The 24,732-nt window shown below is 27.7% G+C and carries 24 protein-coding genes; all 24 read right to left on the bottom strand.

Annotated features, from left to right (window positions below; translation table 11 throughout):
* Positions 1–4 precede the first annotated feature (4 nt).
* A complete protein-coding gene (locus D3Z33_RS09920; RefSeq protein WP_160197604.1) occupies positions 5–676 on the bottom strand; it encodes an acetyltransferase in 672 nt (223 codons plus the stop codon).
* A 5-nt stretch (positions 677–681) separates the two neighbouring features.
* Positions 682–1,731 (bottom strand): sugar phosphate nucleotidyltransferase, encoded by a 1,050-nt coding sequence (locus D3Z33_RS09915; RefSeq protein WP_160197603.1) that lies wholly within the window; start codon positions 1,729–1,731, stop codon positions 682–684.
* Positions 1,732–1,758: 27 nt separating this feature from the next.
* Complete coding sequence (locus tag D3Z33_RS09910) at positions 1,759–2,931, bottom strand: LegC family aminotransferase (protein WP_160197602.1); 1,173 nt, start codon at positions 2,929–2,931, stop codon at positions 1,759–1,761.
* A gap of 15 nt (positions 2,932–2,946) precedes the next feature.
* A complete protein-coding gene (locus D3Z33_RS09905) occupies positions 2,947–3,927 on the bottom strand; it encodes an NAD-dependent 4,6-dehydratase LegB (protein ID WP_160197601.1) in 981 nt (326 codons plus the stop codon).
* 241 nt (positions 3,928–4,168) lie between these two features.
* Positions 4,169–4,609: an OsmC family protein gene (locus D3Z33_RS09900; protein WP_160197600.1), complete on the bottom strand. Its 441-nt coding sequence runs from the start codon at positions 4,607–4,609 to the stop codon at positions 4,169–4,171.
* A 317-nt stretch (positions 4,610–4,926) separates the two neighbouring features.
* The gene (locus D3Z33_RS09895) at positions 4,927–5,805 is read right to left on the bottom strand and encodes an ROK family protein (RefSeq protein ID WP_160197599.1); all 879 of its coding nucleotides are present in this window, start codon (positions 5,803–5,805) and stop codon (positions 4,927–4,929) included.
* A gap of 22 nt (positions 5,806–5,827) precedes the next feature.
* Positions 5,828–6,778: an ROK family protein gene (locus D3Z33_RS09890; RefSeq protein WP_160197598.1), complete on the bottom strand. Its 951-nt coding sequence runs from the start codon at positions 6,776–6,778 to the stop codon at positions 5,828–5,830.
* 3 nt (positions 6,779–6,781) lie between these two features.
* On the bottom strand, positions 6,782–7,432 hold the full coding sequence (locus tag D3Z33_RS09885; protein ID WP_160197597.1) for a D-sedoheptulose-7-phosphate isomerase: 651 nt from the start codon (positions 7,430–7,432) through the stop codon (positions 6,782–6,784).
* Between the two features lie 68 nt (positions 7,433–7,500).
* Complete coding sequence (locus tag D3Z33_RS09880) at positions 7,501–8,433, bottom strand: ABC transporter substrate-binding protein (RefSeq protein WP_160197596.1); 933 nt, start codon at positions 8,431–8,433, stop codon at positions 7,501–7,503.
* Between the two features lie 51 nt (positions 8,434–8,484).
* Entirely contained in the window at positions 8,485–9,447 is a 963-nt protein-coding gene (locus D3Z33_RS09875) for an ABC transporter permease (protein ID WP_160197595.1), read from the bottom strand.
* Positions 9,448–9,500: 53 nt separating this feature from the next.
* On the bottom strand, positions 9,501–11,036 hold the full coding sequence (locus tag D3Z33_RS09870; RefSeq protein WP_160197594.1) for a sugar ABC transporter ATP-binding protein: 1,536 nt from the start codon (positions 11,034–11,036) through the stop codon (positions 9,501–9,503).
* A gap of 130 nt (positions 11,037–11,166) precedes the next feature.
* The gene (locus D3Z33_RS09865) at positions 11,167–12,576 is read right to left on the bottom strand and encodes an ATP-binding cassette domain-containing protein (protein WP_160197593.1); all 1,410 of its coding nucleotides are present in this window, start codon (positions 12,574–12,576) and stop codon (positions 11,167–11,169) included.
* A gap of 28 nt (positions 12,577–12,604) precedes the next feature.
* The gene (locus tag D3Z33_RS09860) at positions 12,605–13,618 is read right to left on the bottom strand and encodes a sensor histidine kinase (protein WP_160197592.1); all 1,014 of its coding nucleotides are present in this window, start codon (positions 13,616–13,618) and stop codon (positions 12,605–12,607) included.
* A gap of 9 nt (positions 13,619–13,627) precedes the next feature.
* Positions 13,628–15,208: a response regulator transcription factor gene (locus D3Z33_RS09855; RefSeq protein ID WP_160197591.1), complete on the bottom strand. Its 1,581-nt coding sequence runs from the start codon at positions 15,206–15,208 to the stop codon at positions 13,628–13,630.
* Between the two features lie 290 nt (positions 15,209–15,498).
* On the bottom strand, positions 15,499–15,696 hold the full coding sequence (locus tag D3Z33_RS09850) for a cold-shock protein (RefSeq protein ID WP_160197590.1): 198 nt from the start codon (positions 15,694–15,696) through the stop codon (positions 15,499–15,501).
* 276 nt (positions 15,697–15,972) lie between these two features.
* On the bottom strand, positions 15,973–17,181 hold the full coding sequence (locus D3Z33_RS09845) for a phosphopentomutase (RefSeq protein ID WP_160197589.1): 1,209 nt from the start codon (positions 17,179–17,181) through the stop codon (positions 15,973–15,975).
* A 17-nt stretch (positions 17,182–17,198) separates the two neighbouring features.
* A complete protein-coding gene (locus D3Z33_RS09840; protein WP_243153474.1) occupies positions 17,199–18,362 on the bottom strand; it encodes a YhfX family PLP-dependent enzyme in 1,164 nt (387 codons plus the stop codon).
* 12 nt (positions 18,363–18,374) lie between these two features.
* A complete protein-coding gene (locus tag D3Z33_RS09835; RefSeq protein ID WP_160197587.1) occupies positions 18,375–19,481 on the bottom strand; it encodes an aminotransferase class V-fold PLP-dependent enzyme in 1,107 nt (368 codons plus the stop codon).
* Between the two features lie 11 nt (positions 19,482–19,492).
* Positions 19,493–20,401, bottom strand: a complete 909-nt coding sequence (locus D3Z33_RS09830; RefSeq protein WP_160197586.1) for a phosphotriesterase family protein — start codon at positions 20,399–20,401, stop codon at positions 19,493–19,495.
* Positions 20,402–20,419: 18 nt separating this feature from the next.
* Entirely contained in the window at positions 20,420–21,535 is a 1,116-nt protein-coding gene (locus D3Z33_RS09825; protein WP_160197585.1) for an amidase family protein, read from the bottom strand.
* Between the two features lie 66 nt (positions 21,536–21,601).
* Positions 21,602–22,882 carry a YhfT family protein gene (locus D3Z33_RS09820; RefSeq protein WP_160197584.1) on the bottom strand — a complete coding sequence of 427 codons (1,281 nt, stop codon included), beginning with the start codon at positions 22,880–22,882 and terminating at the stop codon, positions 21,602–21,604.
* 16 nt (positions 22,883–22,898) lie between these two features.
* On the bottom strand, positions 22,899–23,261 hold the full coding sequence (locus tag D3Z33_RS09815; protein WP_160197583.1) for a DUF2620 domain-containing protein: 363 nt from the start codon (positions 23,259–23,261) through the stop codon (positions 22,899–22,901).
* A gap of 15 nt (positions 23,262–23,276) precedes the next feature.
* Positions 23,277–23,636 (bottom strand): PRD domain-containing protein, encoded by a 360-nt coding sequence (locus tag D3Z33_RS09810; protein ID WP_160197582.1) that lies wholly within the window; start codon positions 23,634–23,636, stop codon positions 23,277–23,279.
* 49 nt (positions 23,637–23,685) lie between these two features.
* Positions 23,686–24,645, bottom strand: coding sequence for a GntR family transcriptional regulator YhfZ (gene yhfZ / locus D3Z33_RS09805; RefSeq protein WP_201750491.1), 960 nt, complete (start codon positions 24,643–24,645; stop codon positions 23,686–23,688).
* Between the last annotated feature and the right edge of the window lie 87 nt (positions 24,646–24,732).

Below are 24,732 nucleotides of genomic sequence, written 5' to 3'. Positions count from 1 at the left end.
ACCTCTACTTAATAAGTTTTGCTGGAACCCCTACTACTGTACTGTTCTCTTCAACGTCTCTAACAACTACAGCTCCAGATCCTATAATTGAATTATCATTAACTGTAAGTTCTTGTAGTATCTTGGCCCCTGTTCCAATTAAACAACCATTTTTAATAATTATATTCCCTGATATTGCAACTAAGGGATTAATTACATTATAATCTTTTAATTCTGTATCGTGTCCAACTGTACAATTTAAATTAATTAAATTAAAATTACCAATTTTTATATCACAAGTTAAATTTACACCAGCAGTTAATATATTTCCTATTCCAAGTTTAACATTATCGATATCAAATTTAACACTTGGATGAATTATATTAGGATAAACTATATTTCTAATATTATTTATCTTATTATATATTATAGACTTAACTTTAGGATTACCTATAGGGATTACCACACCTATTACTGGAAAGTAACGTGTATATTCTGCAATATCATTATCACATGTTATGACATTATATCCATCAATTATTTCATTTCCAACTTTAGAAATATCATCTTCAACAAATCCTAAGAAATCATAAACTTGCTGGCCATTATGTAGATTAATTTGTTTTATTATGTTATAAGTCTCTTTAGAAATTCCTCCACTTCCAAAAATTAAAAGAGGCAACCCATTCCATTTCATTTTAATTACACATCCTCTCGTTCCAGCTTTCTTCTCATCTCTTCCATCTCATCTAATTGCCCCATATCTAGCCAACTTTTTTCGCTAATAGGATAAATACCGATTTTATAACCACTTTGTTTATATTTTTCTATTATATCTGGAAAACTTATAACTTTATTATCTTCAAGATCCTCAATTACTTTAGGCTCTACAATATACATTCCTGTATTAGTGAAAAATGATATTTCTGGTTTTTCTTTCATTTCTTCTATTTCACCAGTTTTACTTATTTCAATTACCCCATATGGTATCTTAATATTCTTAAGTGAACATACCATAGTTATTAAATTATTTTCTTTTTTATGATAATTATAAATTTTTTCATAATCCTCTTCTATTAAAATATCACAATTTGACAATACGAATGTAGAGTTAATTTTGCCTTTAAGTAAACTCAAACCTCCACCAGTCCCTAAAGGTTTTTCTTCATCAGCATAGTCAACTTTATAACTTTTATTAATTTCATTAAAATAAGCTTTTATCATATTTTTTTTATGATTCACCACTAAATAGAATTGATTGCTACCATACTTATTAAACCTATTTATAATATGTTCCACTATTGGAATTTCACCAATAGGAATAAGTGGTTTAGGAAGAATTTTTGTATACGGGTAAAGTCTAGTTCCAAAACCACCAGCCATAATAACTATAGGAATATTTAATGTTTTTCTATGTTGAATTTCCTCATCATTCCATAATATAACTGAAATAATATCCTTTTGTTCATTTAATATTGGTAATGCCTCAATAGCATTTTTCTTCATAAACTCTTTTGCTAAAGACTTGTCCTCTTGCATCAAATATTTAGGATTATAGTTTGCTATTTCTTTTACTGTAGCATCCAGATTCCCTTTTTTGAGAATCCATCTTCTAATATCGCCATCTGTTATAGCAGCAACAAACTTACCTTTGTTGATGACAAAAAGCACCTTTTTAGCTACCTTATCTAAGAGTTCCATAGCTTCTAACATTGTACATTCTTGATCTATTAAAAAGTTTTTTACTTCCAATGTTTACACCTCTCTTGTAACTAAAATCTATAATGTTTTAGAATCCTTTAAACAATTTATTACATAAAGTACATCTTTCTTACTTAAATTTGAACTACAAGGTATATTTATAATATGTTTTAAATAATTCTTTGCTTTTTCTATTTTATAAGTCTGACTACCTAAATAAGGCTTTTGATCACTTATTAATCCCCATATAGGTCTTGATTGAACATTCTTTGACGATAAATATTTAATAATTTCATCCCTATTAAGTGAATAATCTTCATCACAATAAAGTGCATAGAACCAATAGTTTGGCCTTATGTCATCTCTAAAGTCTAGTATTGTTAATCCATCAATACTATTGATATACTTCTTATATAAATTATAATTTTCTTTTTTAGTTGCAATAAACTGTTCAAGTTGTTCTAATTGTGCAATTCCAAGAGCTGCTTGTAAATTAGTCATTCTGTAATTATATCCAATTTGATCATGAGTGTAATACAACGTATCACTTTTAGCTTGAGTTGTGAGATGTTTTGCTTGTTTAAGAAGATTTTCATCATCTGAAACTATCATTCCCCCACCACCAGTAGTTATAATCTTATTTCCATTAAATGAATAAATTCCAACATCTCCAATAGTTCCAGCATATTTTCCTTTATATTTACCTTTACTATAATAAGTACCTATTGCTTCAGTAGCATCTTCTACTACTTTAAGGTTGAATTTATCTGCAATATCCATTATCTTCTCCATATCAGCCATATTTCCAAATACATGCACAATTAATATTGCTTTTATATGTTTATTAGTTTTATTATTAATTAACTTTCCATCTATAAAGGTACATTTTTTTTCACAGAATTCTAATAGTTTATCTGTATCTATAGTAAGTGAATCATCACAATCCATAAATATAGGCTCTGCCCCTACATATTTAACAGGATTAACAGCTGCAATAAATGTAAGTGTAGGAACAATTACTTCATGTTCTCCTGTTATTCCACATACTTCTAGAGCAATGTGAATACCTGAAGTTCCATTTTGACAAGATACAGCACCTTTAGACTTAACATATTCTGCGGTTTTTTGTTCAAATTCAGTAACATATGTGCCACCTGTTGAAACCCATTCAGTTTCTACTGCATGAGTTACATATTCAAGCTCTCTTCCCTTTAAATTTGGTACAGATAAAGGAATAAATTTTTGGCTCATAGCTTGTCCTCCTGACTATATATTATAAATGTCTGTTTTATATTTATCTAAGTTATTTTTAAAAAATTCAATAGTTTCTGCAAGACCTTGCTCAAAAGTATAATTTGGTTTCCAATTTGTAAGATTCTTAATTTTATCATTAGCTCCTAATAACCTATTAACTTCACTTTTTTCCGGTCTAAGTCTTTGTTCATCACAAATGATTTTCGCATTAGGATTTATTTGTCTTATTAGTTCTTCAGCTAATTGGCTAATAGATATTTCTTGTTGAGTTGCTATATTGATTTCTTCACCAATTGTTTTATCAGATTTTGATATTTCTATAAATCCATTTGCTGTATCTTTTACATAGTTGAAATCTCTTGTTGGAGTTAATGCACCTAATTTAACCTCTTTTTTTCCATCAAGTAGTTGAGTAATAATCGTTGGAATAACTGCTCTTGCTGACTGTCTAGGTCCATAAGTATTAAAAGGTCTAACTATTGTTATAGGCATATTAAAACTTCTATAAAATGATTCTGCTAATCTATCTGCTCCAATCTTAGTTGCTGAATACGGCGATTGTCCTTGATATGGATGATTTTCGTCAATAGGCACGTATTGTGCAGTTCCATATACTTCTGATGTTGATGTTACTAAAACTCTAGATATATCTAAATCTCTAGCAGCTTGAAGCACATTAAGTGTACCTTTAATATTTGTATCTACATAAGCATCAGGTGAATGATAACTAAAAGGTATAGCTATCAATGCTGCTAAATGAAATACTTCTTCAATACCTTTCATTGATTCTCGAACTCCATTTGGATCACGTACATCTCCTGTAAAAACTTCAACTTCTTTCATTATTTCTTTAGGTAATGTATCTAACCATCCCCAAGTATTAAATGAATTATAATATGTAAAAGCCTTAACCTTATTTCCTTGTTTTACTAATTCCTCAGTTAGGTGACTTCCTATAAAACCATCAGCACCTGTTACAAGTATTTTTTTCATATGTAATCACTCCCCTTAAAATACCATTTATCTATATTAATAAAAAATAATTAAACACATAAAATATTTTATATAATACAACTTCATTATATCGTAAATTTAAACCTACTTCTATAATTCTTTTAACTATAGTATTATATGACTAGTACTTACTTTAGTCCTATTTAAGAAAAAAATATCTATAAATTTTCTAAGAAAATTTATAGATATTTTTTAAAAGTTATATTAATAATTATCTAAGTTATTTTTTGACACTATATTTTACTGCTAAATCTGTACCATTAGAAATAGTATCCCCTACTGGACAAAACTGCTTGACTCTTTTCATCATTTCATTTATTTTTTCTTCTGGTTCATTAGATTTAATAATAAAATTAGATTTGATATTAGATAATCCTGGTCTTATTTTAGTATTACCTTGAAAACCTTCAGTGTCAAGTTTTCCTTCAATTTCAATTTTTATATCTTCAATTTCTATTCCCATATCTTTTGCCATCATTTTAGTTATAATGGATTGACATGAACCCAGTGCACAAAGTAGTGCTTCTACTGGATTCATACCACTATTTGTACCTCCACCATCTTCAGGTTCATCTAAAATCATTTTGAATTCTCTTGCAGTAGATTCAACCTTTACTCCCTCTAATAAATGTGATGTAGTTTTAGCAACTTCTATAGCCATATTTTATCTCCTTAATTTTATGATATTTATCAGCTATAGTTTTTACTATAAAAAAATTAATTATTCATTTTAATATATACTATAAATTATTTTTCAACTTGCCTTTTTATTATTAATATATTGAACTCTTCACGAGATAATTTTTGATATGATCTTCTAATAGATATATACATAAGTTCATCAAAAATAATTTTTACGAAGCTTTTCAACATCTTATTTTAATTTCATATTAAAAAGACGATTATTTATTTGTTCAAATAAATAATCGTCTTTTATATTAATTAATTAATATAAATATCCACATTTTCTAAAAAAATTTAATATGTTTTTCCACAATATCCACATTCTTTAGAAGCTAATACTAAACCTCCAATAATACCTGCATTATCTTTTAATGAAGGTTTTACTATATAATCATCTATATTAGGTACTTCTACATAATCTGAAAGTAATGATTTAAATTCCTTTTTTACTAAACTTAACATATGATCTTGATTCATTACTCCTCCACCTAATATTATCTTTTCTGGTCTTATTATTAATGTATAATTTACTAGAGCTTGAGCTAAATAATAAGAAATAAACTTCCATACTTCATGATCTTTATCTAGTTTTTTCCCACTCACACCATATCTTTTTTCTATTGAAGGTCCTGCTGTAAGCCCTTCAAGACAATCTCCATGGTAAGGACAAAATCCTTCATATTTATCTTTTACATGCTTTTTAATTAAAATATGTCCCATTTCTGGGTGACTAAATCCTTCCATAAAATCTCCATTTATTATAACTCCTCCACCAATGCCTGTTCCTATGGTTAGATAAATACAACTATTACTTCCTTTTGCACTTCCTAGATAGTATTCTCCTAAACATGCTGCATTAACATCTGTAGTCCAACTAATAGGTATATTATAGTGTTTTTTCATTTCTCCAAGAAAATTAAAATTTTTCCATTTAGTTTTAGGAGTTGATGTTATATATCCATATTTATCTGAGTTTTTATTAATATTTATAGGACCAAAAGATCCTATGCCAATAGATTTTATGTCTTCGTATTTATCAAAAAAATTAAATATTTCTTTTAGTATTGATTTTGGATCTGTAGTTAAAAATGATATCTTATCAATCAAGTTAAATTCCTCATCGCTTACAGCACATACAAATTTAGTACCACCTGCTTCAATTGATCCTAACATAGTAAGCCTCCCTTAATTTAAATTATCTTAAAGCTGTTACTATAGCACCATAGTCTCCTATTTCTTCACCTAACATTGCAGGTACTATTTTAACTACTTTACTTGAGGATTTAAGTGCTTCCTTTTCAATTTCCCTATACATTTCTTCTTCTAAAAATTTACCTGCACGTTTATAAATACTTCCAACAACTATAATTTCAGGATTTAATATATCTATAAGTATGGATAATCCTTTACCAAAATATCTACCAGAAGTCTTAAATATATCTAAAGCATCTTTATTTCCTAATTCTGCAGACATAGCTACATCTTTTGTTGTTATATTTTTAATTTCTGTTTTATCAAATGATGCTCTTAATCCTTTATTTCTTAAAGATTGAGCTTGGAATTGAGCTAATTGAGCTATTCCTCCACCACTACAAAACCCTTCAAAGCTACCAGACTTCCCATATCCAATAGGCCCTTCATCTTCTAATCTAATATGTCCTACTTCTCCTGCCATATTAGATGCTCCAGTATATAGCTTGTTGTTTAATATAAGACCTGCTCCCAATCCTGTACCAAATGTAAGAAAAATTAAATTTTCATAACCTACACCAGCACCATATTTCCATTCAGCTAAAGCACATGCATCTGCATCATTTTGTAATTTGGGTTTCACACCTAATTTTTCATGAATATAATCTACTACAGGAACATTATCCCATCCTGGAAGATTAGGTGGTGATAATATAAGTCCTTTTTTATTATCTAAAGGTCCTCCACAAGAAATTCCTAATTTTAAATCATCTAAAGATATATTATTATCTTTTACAGCAATTTTTGATTTTTCTATTAATTGACCTATAACATTTTTCCAATCTCTTGTTGTTTTAAATTCTTCTCTTTGGAGAATTTTTATTCCAGAATCATTTACTTGAGATAATATAAAAGCAGTTTTTGTACCTCCTATATCATATCCTATTACAAACATAAATTAACCTCCAAAAATTTCATATTCTAATGCCCTACATATAAAATGATATAGAGGAAGATGGTACTCTTGAACTTGATATGTTTCATCTAAAGGTACATTTAACAATATATCACTAGTACTTTTTAATTTTCCACCATCTTCTCCTGTTAATGATATAACTATCATTCCTTTTGATTTTGCTGCTTTTGCAGCATAATAAACATTTGAAGAGTTACCAGATGTTGATAAAGCTATTAATATATCATTTTCATTTCCATATGCATATACTTGTTGAGCATAAATCATATCAAAATTCACATCATTACCATATGCTGTTAAAAATGTTGTCTGGGAAACAAGAGAAATTGCTGGAATTGATCCTTCCATATTACTACTCATATATTCATATTCATCTTTAGTACAATTTTTTCTCAAATTATTTTTAAAATCATCTTCAATTGGTCTATCAATATAGAATTTTTTCAATAATTCTCCTACTATATGTTCACTATCAGAGGCACTACCACCATTACCACATACTAATATTTTTCCATTTGATCTTATTGACTTTACTGTTTTTTCTATTATTTCTCTTAATCTTTCTTCTAAATAATCTAATTTTGGATATTTTTCAATTAACTCATTTAATATTCTTTCTGTTTTATTTTTCAATAATATCACCTCATATATAGTTTAAAGAGGTTACTTTTGTAACCTCTCTAATTTATTTTGAAACTCTATTAATTTTTAAGAGCTTCTTTATTTATTACAGAAACACCTGTATCTACATATTCTTTATTAATTTCTTTTCCTTCAAGTGCATCTACTGCTGTCTTTACTCCTTCATAACCCATTACATCAGGATTCTGTGACATAGTAGCAAGTATATGTCCTTCTTCAATCATTTGTAATATTGTATCAGATTTATCAAAACCTACTCCTATAACGTCTCCACCTGCTTCTTTTATAGCATTTCCAGTTCCAACAGTAGAACCTTCATTTCCACCAAATATTCCTACTACATCTTGAGTTATATAGTTAGCAGCTATATCTTTTGATTTTGCTGCATCACCATCTCCATATTGAGTTTCTAATATTTCAAAATCTGTTCCTTCAAATGCACTTCTAAAACCTTTTTCTCTTTGTATAGTAGAATCTGTAGATGCATTAACACTTACTACACCAATTTTACCTGCATTAATACCTTTTTCTTCTAATGCTTTTTTCATTTCTTCCCCTGCAAGTTTTCCTGCTGCTTCATTATCTGTTGCTAAAGTTTGAACTGCTGGAAAATCAGCTGGTGAATCAACATAAACAATTTTTATACCTTCTTTTTCTGCTTCCTTAAGTGCTTGAGTTACAGCATCTGGTCCATTAGCTGCTAATAATATTGCTTCAGCTCCACCTGCAATTGCATTATTTATACTTTCTATTTGTTTTGCATCATCTTTTACGTCAGGTGCTAACCATTCATAATCTACATTACCTAATTCATCTGCTGCTTCTTTAGCTCCTTCATCTACTGATACCCAATGTTGATCCATTTGATCCATAGTTATTAGATATACTTTGTGAGAATCACCACTACCACTGTCTGAATCATCAGAACACCCTACTATTACTGTTATACTAAGAAATGCAATTAACATCATTGCTAATATTTTCTTTTTCATTTTATTCCCTCCATTTTTTTATTTTTAAAGGTCTCCCTTTAATAACTTAATTTAAGATTTTGCTTTTTGATTAGACTTAGATTTATTTTTATTAGCCCTTACAACTATGTCAAGAAGAACAGATACAATAACAATAATACCTATTACTATATTCCTGATAGCTACAGGTGCACCAGCAAATTGGAGCCCATTTTGTAATACTCCCCATATAGATGCTCCCACTACAGTTCCTAAAAGTATTCCTTGTCCTCCTAATGTACTTATACCTCCTATTACAGAAGCTGCTACTGCATATAATTCATATGAAGTACCTGCATCCATAGTTCCCATACCACTTGTAGCTGTAGTTATGAGACCTACTGTTGCAGCACAAACAGAACTTACTACATATGCTTTTGTGATGGTACTAGATATATTAACTCCTGAAAGGTGTGCAGCACTCATATTGCTACCTACTGCATATATATGTCTACCTGTTCTAGTTCTACTAAGAATAAAGTTAAACACTAACCAGATTCCTAATGCTATCCAAATTGTATTATATAGTCCAAATGTTTCTCCATAATAAAATAAATCCCTAAATCCATCAGCATGTGATCCAATAGAATCTGTATTATAGTTATTATTAACAATTTGTGCAATACCCCTTGCTATAGTCATAGTACCTAATGTTGCTATAAATGATGGAAGCTTAGCCTTTGATATAAGTAATCCATTCAATAATCCTACTCCTAGAGCTGCAATAAAAGTTATAAATACAGCAGTCAAAGGATCCATACCTTTTGACATCAATGTAGCAGAAATCATAGTACTCATTCCTACAACTGAACCTATTGACAAATCTATATTTGCAGTAATCAACACATATGATTGACCTACACCTATAAGTATAATTGGTGCAATTTGTCTTAATAAGTTTGATATATTTCTACTAGAGAAAAAAGTTGGGTTTAATAATCCAAATACGATGACTAATGCTACAAGTCCTATTGAAACTGTAATTACTTGGCCCATACCTCTTCGCGAAAAAATCTTTTTTAATTTACTAGTGTTACTCTTAGTCCCCATTACATATTCGCCTCCACTTTGTTAATCTGTTCATTGTTAATCTTTTTGTCAAATTTAGTAGCATACTCTAAAATAATATTCTGTGTAGCATCTTTTATATCAAGTTCTTTAGTTATTTTACCTTCAGCCATAACTAAAATTCTATCACTAATACCTAATACTTCTGGCATCTCAGAAGAAACAAAAAGTACTCCAATCCCCTTGCTTTTTAATTCATTCATTAAATTATAAATTTCAACTTTAGATCCTACATCAATTCCTCTTGTAGGTTCATCAAAAATTACAATTCTTGAGTTTCTTGAGAGCCATTTGCCTACTACAACTTTTTGTTGATTTCCACCAGATAGACTATCTGCATTGACTTCAGCACTTGCAAGTCTTATATCTAAATTTTCTACTGCTTTTTGAATCATTTCTTCTTCCTTTTTGCTATTCACTATACCAAATTTATGAGCTAATAAATCAAGATTTGGAAGAGAAATATTTTCTCTTATACTAAGCTTTGTACATAAGCCATCATTTTTTCTATCTTCTGGAGCAAGAACTATCCCTGACTTAATAGCATCTATAGGTTTATTAACCCTTACTTCAACACCGTCAATGAAAATTTTTCCTGAACTTTTAGAATCTGCTCCAAATATTGCTCTAGTCATCTCAGTTCTTCCTGCACCCATTAAACCAGCTATTCCAACTATTTCTCCTTTAAATACTGAAAAATTAATATCTCTTACTAAATTACCAGCACTTAAATTTTTAACTTCAAATATTTTTTTCCCTACATCACTTTTGATTCTAGGAAATTTTTCTTTTATTTCTCTTCCAACCATATAGGATATAATTTCTTTAAGTGTAGTATCTTTAAAATCTAAAGAAGTAATATATTGTCCATCTCTTAATACAGTAACCCTATCTACTATATGTTCTAATTCTTCTAATCTATGAGATATATATACTATTCCATGACCTTCAGATTTCAATTTTTTTATTATTTTAAACAAATCATCTATTTCTTTAGAAGTTAAAGCAGATGTAGGTTCGTCCATAATAAGTATTTTTGCATTAGTTGATAGAGCCTTTGCGATTTCAACCATCTGTTGCTTTGATACAGATAAGTCTCCTACTAAAGTCTCTGGATCTATAGCTATGTTTAATTTATTTAATATTTCTTTTGCTTCTATATTCATCTTTTTCTCAGACAAAACACCCTTTTTAGATATCTCTCTACCTAAAAAAATATTTTGAGCTACAGTTAAATGATCACACATATTTAACTCTTGATGTATAATTGCAATACCTAATTCCTGTGCTTTAACTGGATTCATATCTTCAATAGTTTCACCAAATATATTTATAGTACCACTATCTTTTGTATAAACTCCTGACAATATTTTCATAAGAGTAGATTTTCCTGCTCCATTTTCGCCAAGCAAAGCTAAAACTTCCCCAGATTTCAGTTTGAATGATACATTATCAAGTGCCTTAACACCTGGAAAACTTTTGGAAACGTTTTCTATTTTAACAGCATAATTACTCAAAAGAACCCCTACTTTCGTCATTAAAATATCTTTATATTATTATTTAAATACATAGTAACATAAATAAAAATATAATAAGGTAGATATTCTTTTGATTTAGGGGGACATTCATTAGGTTTTAATATCGTTTTCAAAAAACACTATCATCTTTTATAGTTATAAGCCTATCTGATACAATTAAAGTATCTGATATACTTACAGCAAGAATTATAATTGTTATACCTTCATTTTTTAGTTTATTTATTAATTGAATTATTCTAGCTCTTAAATACATGTCTGCACCAGAAAAAGGCTGCATTAGAAAAATTAATTTAGGTTTAAATTCATAAACTTTAAAATATATTAAATCATATAGAGATTTTTTACTTAAATTAGAAATATCATTTTCATTTATATTTACATCTTCTAACAATTTATAATTTTCTTTAAGTCTTTTTATTTTCTTTCTAAATGAAAGATTATTATTTAACTTTTGTTCTAAAAGAAACATTAGATTTTCTAAATAAGACATATTAAAAAACAAAAAATTATCTATTGGATTTTCTGGTATAAATAATATTTCATTTTCTATAAGAGAATTAAGATCTCTTATAGATTTAATTGTTTTTCTATTAAAAATTATATTACCATCAATAAGTGTCAAATTCCCCTTTAAAAATTCAACTATATCTTGAATTCCTTTATTATCTTTATCAAGTATGGTTATACATTCACCTTTATTTATCCTTATATTGAGCTTATAAATATTAGTAGTAGTAAAATCTTCAAATCCAATAATTATATTTTCATTATCTGATATTTTAGAATTTGTATTACTGTCAAACTCCACTATATAAGGTAACATAATCTCATCAGAATAATCATTTTTTTCTATTACTTTTACTATTTTTCCATCTTCTAAAAGACAAACCCTATTACATATCTTAAATGCTTCTTCATGATGATTTGCCATGTAAAGAAAAGAAATGTCTTTATTAGAGTAATATTTAATTAACTTCTGAAAATTATATAACTCATTTATACTTAGAAAATTAGATAATTCATTTAAAATTATTAATTTAGCACCATTTATAACAGCCTTTATAGTCTCAACAACAACTTTCTCGAATTGAGATAAATCAGAAATATACTTATCTGGATTAATATCTAAATCAAAATATTCAAAAATAGCCTTTGCTTTTTTACTTAATATATTTTCATTTATAATAAATTGATTTAGAGTATTATTTAATACATAAATATTATCAATAACTTTTAACTCAGAGATTAATTTTGTATTTTTATCAATAACATAAACCTCATTATATTGCATATCACTATATTCATAATAATTTACAAGCTTTTCATCAAAATATACTCTTCCATAATCAATATTTAAATTTTTAATAATTAACTCAATAAGCTGTTCTTTACCATGATTATCAAGAGGCAATAATCCTAATATTTCTCCTTTTCTTATATTAAAATTTATATTATCTAAATAGGTAATGCCATCAATCTTCCTACTAACATTTTCTATTCTTAAAATTTCTCCATTCATAATATCAACCTTTTATTTAAATTTAAAATTAATCTAATACAAAGGGTATAGTTATTTCAACATCAGTTCCAGCACCTAATCTACTATACATATAAATACCATATTCATCACCAAAAATAAGCTTTATTCTATTATTTACATTAATCAAGGCTATACCACCTTGATTATTGCTATCTTTCTTCATATATTCTAAGGATGCTCCTCTAAGTTTTTTATTTATTTTATCAACTTTTTTTTCATCAATTCCTATACCATTATCTGATATTAAAATAATAAGTCTTTTTTCAGTAGCTCTAATTCTTAAAGTTATTTCACCTTTACCAACTTTTGTTTCCAATCCATGAAAAATTGCATTTTCACAAATAGGTTGTAAAGTTAATTTAGGAATTTTAGCTCCTAATACTTGTCCTATATCATCTATCTCATATTTAATATTTAAATTTATTTTATCATCAAATCTAAACTTTTGAATCTTATAATAATTTTTCACATTTTCTAATTCATCACTAAGAGTAACAAGTTTAGATATGTTTGAAATTGTATATCTAAAAAATGTTGCTAGAGACTCTGTCATATCTGCTATACTATCTACTTCTTCTATTAAAGCCTCACTTCGTATTGCTTCAAGGGTATTATATAGAAAATGAGGATTAATTTGGTTTTGAAGTGCTAAATATTCAGCATGTTTTTTGGAGCCTTCTATAAGTTCTTTTGTATCTATTATTTCTCTAAACTTCGCAAAGGTTTTATATGTTTCATGACTTATATGCACTCTAAGACTAAATACACCTTTAAATATATCTCCCTTATAAAATAACTTTAAAACTTTTGCTATTTTTTTATGTGGTTCATACACCCATTTATATGAGATATAAGTTGTTCCAATTATAAAAATAAACCATAATGCTAAAGCAATATAATTATTTATAGTTTCAATATTAAATAATAAATATATAAAAACTATAATATTTGCTACAAAATTAATAATAAAAAGTATCCATATTCTATCTAATAAATAATAATTATCTTTTTTAAATTTCATTTCATACACCTACACGAATAGTTTTCTATATTCATTTGGTTTTAATCCACTATATTTTATAAATGTCTTGGTAAAATACTTAGAATCATTATATCCAATCATACTAGATATATCTTGAATTTTAAGATCAGATTCCTTTAATAATTCTTTAGCTTTTTCTACTCTTACCATTGAAAGATATTCTACAAAAGAAGTGCCTGTTTCTTTTTTAAAAACACTACTAAAATAACTTGGATTAAACCCTATATAGTTTCCTACGTCTTCTAACTTTATATTTTCCATATAATTTTTTTCTATAAATTCTTTAGCTTTTATTATTTCTATCATATTATTTTGAAAGCTTTTTTTAGTTATTGAATTTATATCTTCTAATAAATATTGTAATGAATCACTAAATAATCCGTCTATTGAATCTGAATTATCAATAATGCTTTTAATCTCTTTATGTTCTTTATTTAAATTATTATTTTTAAATTTATTATTTTTCAAAACTAAATAATATGCTTTAAATAGTTCCTGAAAAAAGTCTTTTAAATTTATTCCTCTTAAAGGCATATTGCTTATATCTTGTTTAAATTTCATAAAACTATATTCAATCTTTGCATAATCTAACATTTCCACATACTTTATAAACCTTTTGAAAAAAATATAAAATATATCTTCTACCTCTTTTTTTATAGGTAATACTTCATTATACTTATATATCCTATTCTTACCATAAAGTATTCTATCTTCAATAAGTGAATTAGAAGAATTGAAAGAAATATTTAAATCATTAATTTTCTCAACTTGACTCCCATATGCAATGGTTACTTGAAAATTCTTTATTCCAATAATATATTCAATTATTTTTTGATGCACCTGTTGTATTAGTATTTCAATATTTTCTAATTGTTTTAACTTATAATTTAATATTAAATATATATTGTTTTTATTTGTTATAATTTCACATTCATTTACACCTAATTTTAAGTTTTCTTTGATTATATTAACTATTTTTGTATTCATAACAGTTATATCACTATATAGTTTTGTATTATAATCAATCTTAAATAAAACAACATTAAAATACTTCTCTATAAAGCTAAAATGATATTTTTCATTAATTTTATATATATTAGTATTATTTAGTCCTTCATTTTTAAAAAGAACATTATTTAAAAAAGATACCCTTATTAAATTAACATCTTTTTTTATAATTTCTATATCAATATTTTTTTTGATATGCTTTTTTACATTAATTAATGTTTTGATAAGCTTTTCCTTGTTTATAGGTTTCAATAAATAATCCTTTACTCCAAACTCTATTGCCTTTTTAGCATATTCAAATTGTTCATATCCACTTATAATAATAAACTGTAGATTTTCATCTATATTTCTTGCTCTTTCTATCATTTCTAAGCCATCATAACCAGGCATACGAATATCAGTAATAACTATATTTGGTTTCTTTTCTTTTATAAGATCTATTGCTTCTATACCATCATTAGCTTTTCCTACAATTTGCAGACCTAATTTTTCCCATTGGATTAATTTTTCTATGAGTTTTAATATTCTTTTTTCATCATCCGCTATAATAACTTTTATCAATACTTTTTACTCCTAACATGCTAAATTTAGATTAATAAAGGCAACCTATAATCCTATTATTTAAGGTAATCACCATATTATTCATTAAATATAGTTATTATAAATCTGTGGATATTATACCATAGGGATAATAAAACTACCATGTCAAACAATATTAAAAACTATCATATAATTCCATTATTATAATGTGAGATCTTTTTACCCCTTCATTTCTACATTTAGTCACAAAATTAGAATTATAGACATCAAAAAACCCTAGAATATATTATATCCTAGGGTTGAAATATCAATTATTTAGTAACGATATTTTCTGCTTGAAGACCTTTTTGTCCTTCAACTACGTCAAATTCTACTTCTTGACCTTCTTCTAAAGTTTTGAAACCATCTTTTTGAATTTGAGAAAAGTGAGCGAATATATCTTTTCCGTCTTCTCCTGTGATAAATCCAAATCCTTTTTCTGCGTTAAACCATTTTACTGTACCATTCATAATGTGTACCTCCTAAATTTTATTTCTTAAACTCATTTTAATAATCCACTAATAAAATCTAGATAGATACTATGTTTAATAGCACGTATAGATATATATCGTGTTACTATTTACTCTTAATTTAAGTTATAATATATATTGTAACATAGGTTAAAATTTATAGCAAGCTTTTTATGGAATAAACTTAGAAATAAAGTCATTTTATAAAAAGACCATCACTATATCCTACTCTAAATTTCCTAAGAAATTATTGACAGAAAAAAGTTTTAATCACTTTCACTCAACTAACATATCATAAAAACTTTCACCATTCTCAGGTTTATTTACCTTAAAATGATCTGCTATTGTAGCTGATATATCTGAGAGGGTTTTTCTTTCACCTATATTAACACTTTTTATATTTTTACCATATACCAATAAAAATGTCTTTTCTCTAGTATGTTGACTATTATCACTTGTAGGGTCATTTCCATGATCTGCACTTATAAATAAAATATCTTCATCAGTCATTTTTTCTAATATGCTTTCTAAATATTTATCTACAATCATTATCTTTTCAGCATATCCTTCTACATCCTGTGCATGTCCCCTTAAATCTGTTTCTTGAACTGTAGCTGATATTAATCCTTCATTCATATTATCAAGACTAACTAATATTTTTTCCATTACTAGTTCTGTATCAACTGCAGGTACTTTAGCTGAATCACTACATTCAATCACATCTTGCATTTTACCAATCAAAGTAACTTCTTTACCTGAATTTGATAATATAGATGAAATTTGTTTTTCAGGGTCAACACCATATCCCATATGCCTTGCATGATAATCTGATTTATAAACTCCCGATTTAGGAGAATTAACTCCAACTAAACCATCTTCTCTTTGCTCTATACTGTCAATTAATTGTTCTGGCTTTACATCTCTACCACCTAGAGCTATAACTCTATTCACTTCTACATTTCTTCTTACAATCTTTCCAATTTCCATAACTTCGTCAAAGGATATATAATCAAGTGGAGCACTTATATTATATATCTGACCATAATCTGTTTCTATATTATCGGCAACCACTACTAATTCATTTACCAATATATATGGTTTTTCTTTATTTGGTATTTGAACCTTATATCCTTCATCTTCTAAATCTGATTTTACTTTGTCTATATAGTATACAAAAGGTTTCATTAAAGGTTTTTTTGGATCAGTTCCCATAATTTCTTGATGTCCTGCATAACTATCGGCTCCATAGTGTTTAAGATTTAATTTACCATAACTAGCTGTATTTTTAGTTTTCTTAAGTCTATTATGCTTTACTATCTTATTTATGCCTAGCTTTTCTAAATTAGGTATTTCTATATTTTTAGCATTATCTAATATATGCTTAAAAGTATTTGCACCTATATCTTGAGGTCTAGTTTCTTTTACATCATCCATATATCCAACACCTAAGCTATCTAATATTAATATTATTGCTCTTTTTTTCAATTGTGTCACCACCTTCTTTATCGTATTTTATTTCCTTGACTATCATAAACTCCAATAACTTTAGGATTGTTTTTTTGTATACCTTCAACTAAAACTACTTCACTTCTTGTTACAAATATTTGTGTTCTAAAAGAATATATTACTGTATCTCCTACTTCTACACTTTTATTTCCAAGTTTTAACGTCCCATAATAATCTATAGCCTCAGGATTAATTTCTTCTATTTCAAATATATTCTCTTTCATCTTTTCAAAATCTTTACCTACCATAGCATTTTTCATTCTAGATCTTCTATAAAATCCACCACCATATACATATGCCTTATCATCAAAACAATGTGATATTTCACTTACATAGACCATAGCAGGCTTTTCTTCTAATATATTGTCACCATGAAGAGGTGTAGTACCTGTTAATGCATGACCAGGTTCTCCATGAGTGCCTCCCATGTCTTTTAATAATGATAATGAAGCTATAGTATTAGCACTAGGAATATTTACTTGCTTTATTTTGATATCTAATTTTTCTTTTAACATATTTGCACATCTTATAGCTGTATGAGCATTCTTTGTAGGTTCTATTTTGTCCGCTTCATAATTATATAAAAAACATGGAAAAGCAGTAACTCCTGCTATATTTACTCCCTTTAACTTTTTTATTTTATCTGCATATGTTATAAGTTCTTTTTCTTTAAATCCACCTATTTGTCCTGGATATAATCTATCATTTTCTCCTACTACCTTTAATAATATATCTTGAACCATTCCTAATTTTATAGCTTGTTCTGAAATTTCTATTGCTTTATCTAATGTAAATACTGTTATTACCTCAGGATTATAAGATAGAATTTGTCTAATCATACTAGTAGGTATTTGCACCAAATGCCCTACATTTCCAAGTTTTACTCCAGATTCTGCTAATCTTATAGCCTCCCATGGGTCTACAGCTACAGCTTTTTTGATACCACTTTCTGCTATTATTTCAGCGATTTTAGGGTTCCTACCTATTTGTTTTGTCATCATATATAACTCTATATCTAATTCTTTTGCTTTTTTAGCTAATTTAGATGCATTTTCTCTTATAGAATCTATATCTAATACATATGAATTAGGTTTAATTAGACCATTTTTATGAAGGTCTATTGCAGATTTTATTAAGTTTTCATTTCTTTTTATTGTCATATCTAAAAACATCTAATTATCACCTCTTTGAAGGGCCATTTCTATAGCTTGCTCTAATACTCTAAGAACAGTTTTTGAACCTGATCTCATTGGATTTATACGTATCATATAATCTTCTAACTTAGGATTAGATTTCAAAAATGTCCCAGAAACTCTATAAAACATAGCAGTAACTTCATATCTAGATTCAGCTCCAATTGGGTAAGGAGCTGCCCCTAGTTTTGAACTATATTCTAAAACTTTTTTTGCTATAGGTTCATCGAACTCAACTAATATAACCCTTGATTGTGCATTTGCAATAAGAGAAGATTTTACCCCTTTAATTTTTCCTGAATTTAATGTATCTATAATTTTATTTCCTTCTTCAGCTTGAATTGCTAGTGAAACAGGTGCATATACTAATGACCTTAAAGCATCCATAGCTTCATATCCTTGAACTTGACTACCTCCAGAATAGTTAATATTCCTTATTTTCTCTATTATTTCTGTATTACCAACAACACAACCTATTCCTGCTGGTCCTAATAATTTGAATAATGAAAAAGCACTTGCACTTGCTCCAAGTTCTACGCCTATTTTATCAGCTTTCATTACAACATAATTATCATCTACTAATATATTTATATCTTTATTAACCTTTTTAATTTTATTTATTACATCTTCTAAATTATAGCTATCATCTAATTTTTGTCTTGAATGTTGAACTAAAGCAAAATCTATATTTCTAATTTTTTCTTCATCTTCTTCTAAAATATTATTAAAATTAACTTTAATAGTTTCAATTCCCATACTATCAATTATTACTTTTGTAGTTGGATATATTGGTGCATCATGAATTAATATTTTTTGATTAGGTTTTAATACTGTATTCATTACATTTCTTATAGCTCCAGTACCTGAGCCACGAACTAAAACAGCATCTTCTGAGCCAAAAAAATCTGCTAATACACTTTCTACTTTTCTAGTATATTTTGGACCACCTACACCTGGCACTACACCCATATCTCCATTTTCGAGAAATTCATAACCATCAAAATGTTTATGGATTATATCAACTAGTTTAAATTGTTTTTCTTTTGCCTTATCTATATTTATAGTCTCTATAGGATATGCTTTCATCTATATTCCCCCTATATATCCAATAATTCACGTGGATTTTCTTTTAACATTTTATCAATTTGAGCTTGTGTTATTCCTGCCTCTAAAAGTTTTGGTATAAAATTATCTATCAAATGATCATAACCAATACCACCATTTATTTTTAAATGAGATTTTCTAGTTATATCTTGAGAAAGTACTATTTGATTTAAATGTCCTCTATCTATTAAATTCTTTATATATTTAACACGTTTCTCATCTTTCTCATAATTATTTTTTCCTATTGTATCAAAAGCTAAATAGCATCCATTATCAGCAATTCTTAGATGATAATCAGAGTCACAGTTTAAATCTAAATGGCCTATAACTACTTTACTAAGATCAATATTGTGTTTTTTCATAAACTCTATTTGTTTTATAGCATAGGTGCCTAATGTAGTATGAGTAGAGAAAACTCTACCAGTTTCAAGATGGGCTCTAGCTGCTACTCTAAATATTTTATGTTCCATATCTGTCATAGTATCCTTACTAGTACCAATTTCACCTATTACATGTGCTTTAATATCAGTATTATCTATTCCTTCTGTAAGATCTTTTATTAAAAGCTTACTTAACTCTTTTTCTTCCATTTCATATACATATGATGGCAAGAAAGGTTCTTTATAAAATCCTGTACTAGCTATGACATTAATTCCAGTTTCATCTGATACTCTTTTCATTACTTCTATATTTCTTCCCATGCCTCTATTTGTAACTTCTACAATACTATCTATGCCTTTACTTTTTATATTTTTAATCTCATCAATCAATGATTCCACATCATCAAAATTAGTATCAGGATCTTTTTTATGAGCTGATAAATCTACACTTAAATGCTCATGTATATAAGTTGACCCTAAGCTATTTTTATCTATCTCTCCATTTACAGTTATTATACTCATTTTATACCTCCTGTTTATTTATATAAAATCTAGACTTTTGCTTTTGTAATCTTCAATAAAATATCTATTATATAATTCTGGTCTATCATATAATCTTCTTATTTTATCTCCCAACTCTATAGCAATTTCACCATTTTCTAAACCTTCCTTAGCCATAATAAGAACTCCCATACCTAACTCAGAAGTAGGTATACTTACAGCTGTAGCATTAATCATATTAGCTATTTTCAATAAATATTTACCAGAGTCATTTTGTATTTTAGATCCAACTTCTCCCCATGTACCTAATACTGAATCACCTAGTCCATATAAATCTATTGGTCCTTCTACAGATAAAATAATATCTATATCCTCTTCATCAAACATTTTATTACAGAAAGAAATTGAAGAATGTCTATCTTCTAAACCAGTAAAATCTTTTTCCACAATTTCTACATACTCTTTTATTAGATTTATTACTCCTTCTAAATCCTCTCTCATATCATTACCATTAGGAAGAATTATAGAATTCTTCTTTGGAACAAGAACTCTAATTTTTCTATTACTATTTATATTATGATTTTTATCTACAAGTGCATTTAAAGCTTTTTTACACATATTATAATTATGAGATATTACTCCTATACCAGGAGTAAATTTTATATTATCAGTTGAAGATTTGATGCTATTTCCTTTTAACCCCATTCCTTTTGCCATAATTGAAAAAAGACTAGTACTTATAGCAGGAGCTAAAACAGAACCACCTCCATCAGTGCCTATAGCTAAATCATTTATCCCCTTTAATATATTGACACAACCCCCACTAGATGAACCTGTCATTACTCTTCCCGTCAATGGATTAATTAAGTCTATATCTATAGCCCTTCCTCTTTCAGACATTTTATCTATAGTATGAAAAAAATATCCAACTTCATTTTCTAATTTCGTTGCCATCTCAATTCCAATTTCACCTGTATTTTTGATGCCAAATAATGTTAAATTACTATTAGGATTTTTTTCAAGAGTAATTACAGCTTGATCCAGAACACCTTTTCTTTGATACACTACACTTTTGTTTAGTTCTTCTTTTGCTTTTAACATAGCTTTACTAATTTTATTCATTTGTAATAATATATTTTTTTGTGTTTCATCCATACTAATTCCCCTTTTTTATCTTCTAACAAAGTCAAGGATAACCTTGACTTTGTTAGAAATATAATTTTATGCTGGTGGAGTAAATAACCCTATAATTGAAAGGATATTTGCAAGTACTCCAACTAATATTGCTGATATAGGACCTACAGCCATTTTAACTACTGGTTTACCTGCTATTTCATTTAATATATAAAGACCTATAACTACAAAGAAACCGATACCAGGAGCTATTGCATTAGCTGCATTCATACCTCCAACTAATAGTGCAATTTCAAGTAATTTTGACATTGCAGTACGTATATTGTCTCCAGACTTTCTAACACCTGGGAATTTATCTAATAACTTAGAAATTTTATCTAAGAATAATACTTCTATTCCAATAACAAGTCCACCAAGAATTGCTGATACAAATGGATTTGCTATAAATAATCCTACAACAAATACAAAAGTCATTCCTATAGGACCATATACACCTGTTGCTATTGCAGTAGATGCTATTAATGGTATAAAACCAATACCTCTAGCTAAAGCTGCAAAGCCTGCATCTATGTTCTTACCTTCTGATAATAAATTAAGAGATATAGGATCTCCTGCCATTAAATTTAAAGAAGTAGCAGCTGCTACAAGTGCACCCATAACTATTAAATATGGTACATTTTTCTTTATTCTTTTTACTCTTTCTGAAAATACTGATACTAAATCTACAGCTTCTTCATCTGATTTTTCCCTTACTGCATAAATAATTAATATAATCATACCTACAATTAGTGCTGAACCCTCAGGGTTAACATTTATTGAAACTGCTCCTATTGCAAGGGGACTTACAACTATAGCAATTTGTCTTGCTAACATAGAAAAACCTAAGTTTATTAAACCTTTTTTAGCTCCATATTGATATCCAGTAGCAAGAGCTGGGAATGCTGCAAATGCTATTACTATTGGAGCTCCAACTTCACCTAAACTTCCCATAAAATTCACTGGTAACATTTCAAATGCCTTAACTACACTTTCTAAGCCAAGTAATATTCCTGCTCCATAAAGAGCACCCACTATTCCTGATATTGCTAAACCTTTTTTTCCATCTGGTGAAAAAGTACCAATTATATCTGTACCTAATAATATTGAATGTATTAAAAGAATGCTTGCTGTTAATGAGAATGGAATTCCAAATCCTATAACTAATCCAAAACTCATAGCAAATGAAGTAGCTGCAAGTTCTTTTCTACTCATTCTTCCTTCAATATGTTCTGGAACTATAGGTCTTAATCCATCATTAAATACTGCTATACCTTTGTTAGCCATTATAGAAGCTAAAGCACCGATTAATGATATTATTACTATTTTCATTTTTTCACTCCTCTATTTATTTTTTTAAAATCTCTCTTACAATTATAGGGACTGCCTTTTCATAATGATCTCCTGTGAAACCGAATGCTAATTTTCCTTCATTTACAGCATTTATAATGTTTTCTTCTTTAGGCGGTTTACCAGGCATAGATATTGTTGCAGTTTTAGCTCTAGTAAGTAAAGCTATAGCCATGCTAAGTGCTCCACCGCCGCCAGTATGGCAAGCACCTAAATAATAATCTGCTTTACCAGACTTAACATCATTAGCCGCTTGTAAATCTGACTTTACAGTTACTTCTACATCTTCACCTCCAACTTCTTTTATTAGATCAGCAATATTTTGCTTTTCTACTTGTCCTCCAACTACAAATTTAACCATTATACTACCTCCTTTTTATTTTAGTACTAAAGTACATGCATGAAGTGCTATAAAATCCTTTTCTGATTGAGGTAAAATTATATTTAATCTTTCCTCAATATCATTATAAAACTCAGGTAAATCATTATAAATTTTGCATTGTTTAATCTCATCTAAAGCTAAGCTATCCATTGCTTCTACTATCTCACCTTTTTTAATTCTAGATAATGCCATAGCTAAATGAGTTATTAACATTGAAGAGTTATCTTCAGTCATTTCTAAAGAATATTTCTTTTCAAATTTGTCAGCAAACTCTATAACAGTATTTTTTATATCACTATCTATTTCACTAGCCTGTTCTAAAAGTTCAAGTCTTTGTTTCAATAAACTATCCATAATTACACCTCCATTCAATGTACATTTTTTTGTATATTGATATAAAATTTTAATAAATTGGTATTAATTCATCTTTCATTACCTTTTTTTGTATCTGTTCTACTTTGTAAAGGTCTATAAATCTATTTAAAATATTACTAAAATCTTTATCATCTTTTCTTATTACTACTACTGCAATAGTATCATCTTTAGTTGAATCCTCTTTATTAGTCATAGGTACTATATTATATTCTAGATTTTTTTCTTTTATTTCATCAACATTCCAAATAGCTGCATCAATTTCATTATTATTCATCTTATTTAATATCTGATTATAAGGGGTTTCTATATATTCTATATCTATATCTTTACATTCATTAGATGTTAATATAATTTGATCAATAGATTCTGTATCTATTGCTACCCTCATATTTTCTTCTATCTCAAATTTATCTTTATCTCTTAAAACTATTACATGTCTACCAACGTAACTTTCTTCTCCAAATTCATATGCTATTTCAATATTAGAAGTCTTTCTCATCTCTAACCTAGCAGCTAACTTTGAAGTAATAGCAAAATTATATCTTCCAAGAGTTAAGGCTTCAATCCTTTTACTTGAACCTCTCATAAAAGCTAAACTAAAAGGTATATTCCTCGTTTCAAAATTCTTATAAAAACCAGTAGCTAGTCCTTCATATCTTTTAGAATAAGGTAAAGGCATAACACCCATTATTACATTGAAATCTGAAACAGACCATAGCTTATCATAATCTACATCAACTATATATGTACCTAAATGACCTCTAGATTCTAATTTTACTGCTTTAATTTCTTGAAGAAATTTTAAAGCAGATTGAATAGTTCCTCTAGCAGTATTGTAAGACTCGGAATACTCTTTTATTGTTTTTATTCTGTCATCTAAGTAATAAGTTAACATTTCTCTAGCAAGGGATATAATAACTTTTCCATTTTTAGACATTAATTTATCTTTATATTGCTTCATAGTATCTAACCTTTCTTCAATGTACATTTTTTTGTATATTGTAATTTCATTATACCATATATTTTATATAATGCAATATTATTTTAAAATTATCATACTTTATTACTCATAAGG

It is taken from the genome of Senegalia massiliensis (assembly GCF_009911265.1).
GTDB lineage: Bacteria > Bacillota > Clostridia > Tissierellales > SIT17 > Anaeromonas > Anaeromonas massiliensis_A.
Note: the sequence above shows the minus strand (reverse complement) of the source record. Positions and strands in the feature narration are given on the sequence as shown.

What these genes read in the sequence shown, in the direction of transcription:
- D3Z33_RS09905 (WP_160197601.1), bottom strand. Translation starts at nt 3,927, where the DNA reads ATGAAAAAAATACTTGTAACAGGTGCTGATGGTTTTATAGGAAGTCAC.
- D3Z33_RS09840 (WP_243153474.1), bottom strand. Translation starts at nt 18,362, where the DNA reads ATGACAATAAAAAGAAATGAAAACTTAATAAAATCTGCAATAGACCTT.
- D3Z33_RS09825 (WP_160197585.1), bottom strand. Translation starts at nt 21,535, where the DNA reads ATGGATGAAACACAAAAAAATATATTATTACAAATGAATAAAATTAGT.
- D3Z33_RS09850 (WP_160197590.1), bottom strand. Translation starts at nt 15,696, where the DNA reads ATGAATGGTACAGTAAAATGGTTTAACGCAGAAAAAGGATTTGGATTT.
- D3Z33_RS09865 (WP_160197593.1), bottom strand. Translation starts at nt 12,576, where the DNA reads ATGAATGGAGAAATTTTAAGAATAGAAAATGTTAGTAGGAAGATTGAT.
- D3Z33_RS09830 (WP_160197586.1), bottom strand. Translation starts at nt 20,401, where the DNA reads ATGAGTATAATAACTGTAAATGGAGAGATAGATAAAAATAGCTTAGGG.
- D3Z33_RS09835 (WP_160197587.1), bottom strand. Translation starts at nt 19,481, where the DNA reads ATGAAAGCATATCCTATAGAGACTATAAATATAGATAAGGCAAAAGAA.
- D3Z33_RS09895 (WP_160197599.1), bottom strand. Translation starts at nt 5,805, where the DNA reads ATGTTAGGATCAATTGAAGCAGGTGGTACTAAATTTGTATGTGCTGTA.
- D3Z33_RS09810 (WP_160197582.1), bottom strand. Translation starts at nt 23,636, where the DNA reads ATGGATAGTTTATTGAAACAAAGACTTGAACTTTTAGAACAGGCTAGT.
- D3Z33_RS09920 (WP_160197604.1), bottom strand. Translation starts at nt 676, where the DNA reads ATGAAATGGAATGGGTTGCCTCTTTTAATTTTTGGAAGTGGAGGAATT.
- D3Z33_RS09860 (WP_160197592.1), bottom strand. Translation starts at nt 13,618, where the DNA reads ATGAAATTTAAAAAAGATAATTATTATTTATTAGATAGAATATGGATA.
- D3Z33_RS09820 (WP_160197584.1), bottom strand. Translation starts at nt 22,882, where the DNA reads ATGAAAATAGTAATAATATCATTAATCGGTGCTTTAGCTTCTATAATG.
- D3Z33_RS09875 (WP_160197595.1), bottom strand. Translation starts at nt 9,447, where the DNA reads ATGGGCCAAGTAATTACAGTTTCAATAGGACTTGTAGCATTAGTCATC.
- D3Z33_RS09890 (WP_160197598.1), bottom strand. Translation starts at nt 6,778, where the DNA reads ATGTTTGTAATAGGATATGATATAGGAGGTACAAAAACTGCTTTTATA.
- D3Z33_RS09910 (WP_160197602.1), bottom strand. Translation starts at nt 2,931, where the DNA reads ATGAGCCAAAAATTTATTCCTTTATCTGTACCAAATTTAAAGGGAAGA.
- D3Z33_RS09900 (WP_160197600.1), bottom strand. Translation starts at nt 4,609, where the DNA reads ATGGCTATAGAAGTTGCTAAAACTACATCACATTTATTAGAGGGAGTA.
- D3Z33_RS09880 (WP_160197596.1), bottom strand. Translation starts at nt 8,433, where the DNA reads ATGAAAAAGAAAATATTAGCAATGATGTTAATTGCATTTCTTAGTATA.
- yhfZ (WP_201750491.1), bottom strand. Translation starts at nt 24,645, where the DNA reads ATGTACATTGAAGAAAGGTTAGATACTATGAAGCAATATAAAGATAAA.
- D3Z33_RS09815 (WP_160197583.1), bottom strand. Translation starts at nt 23,261, where the DNA reads ATGGTTAAATTTGTAGTTGGAGGACAAGTAGAAAAGCAAAATATTGCT.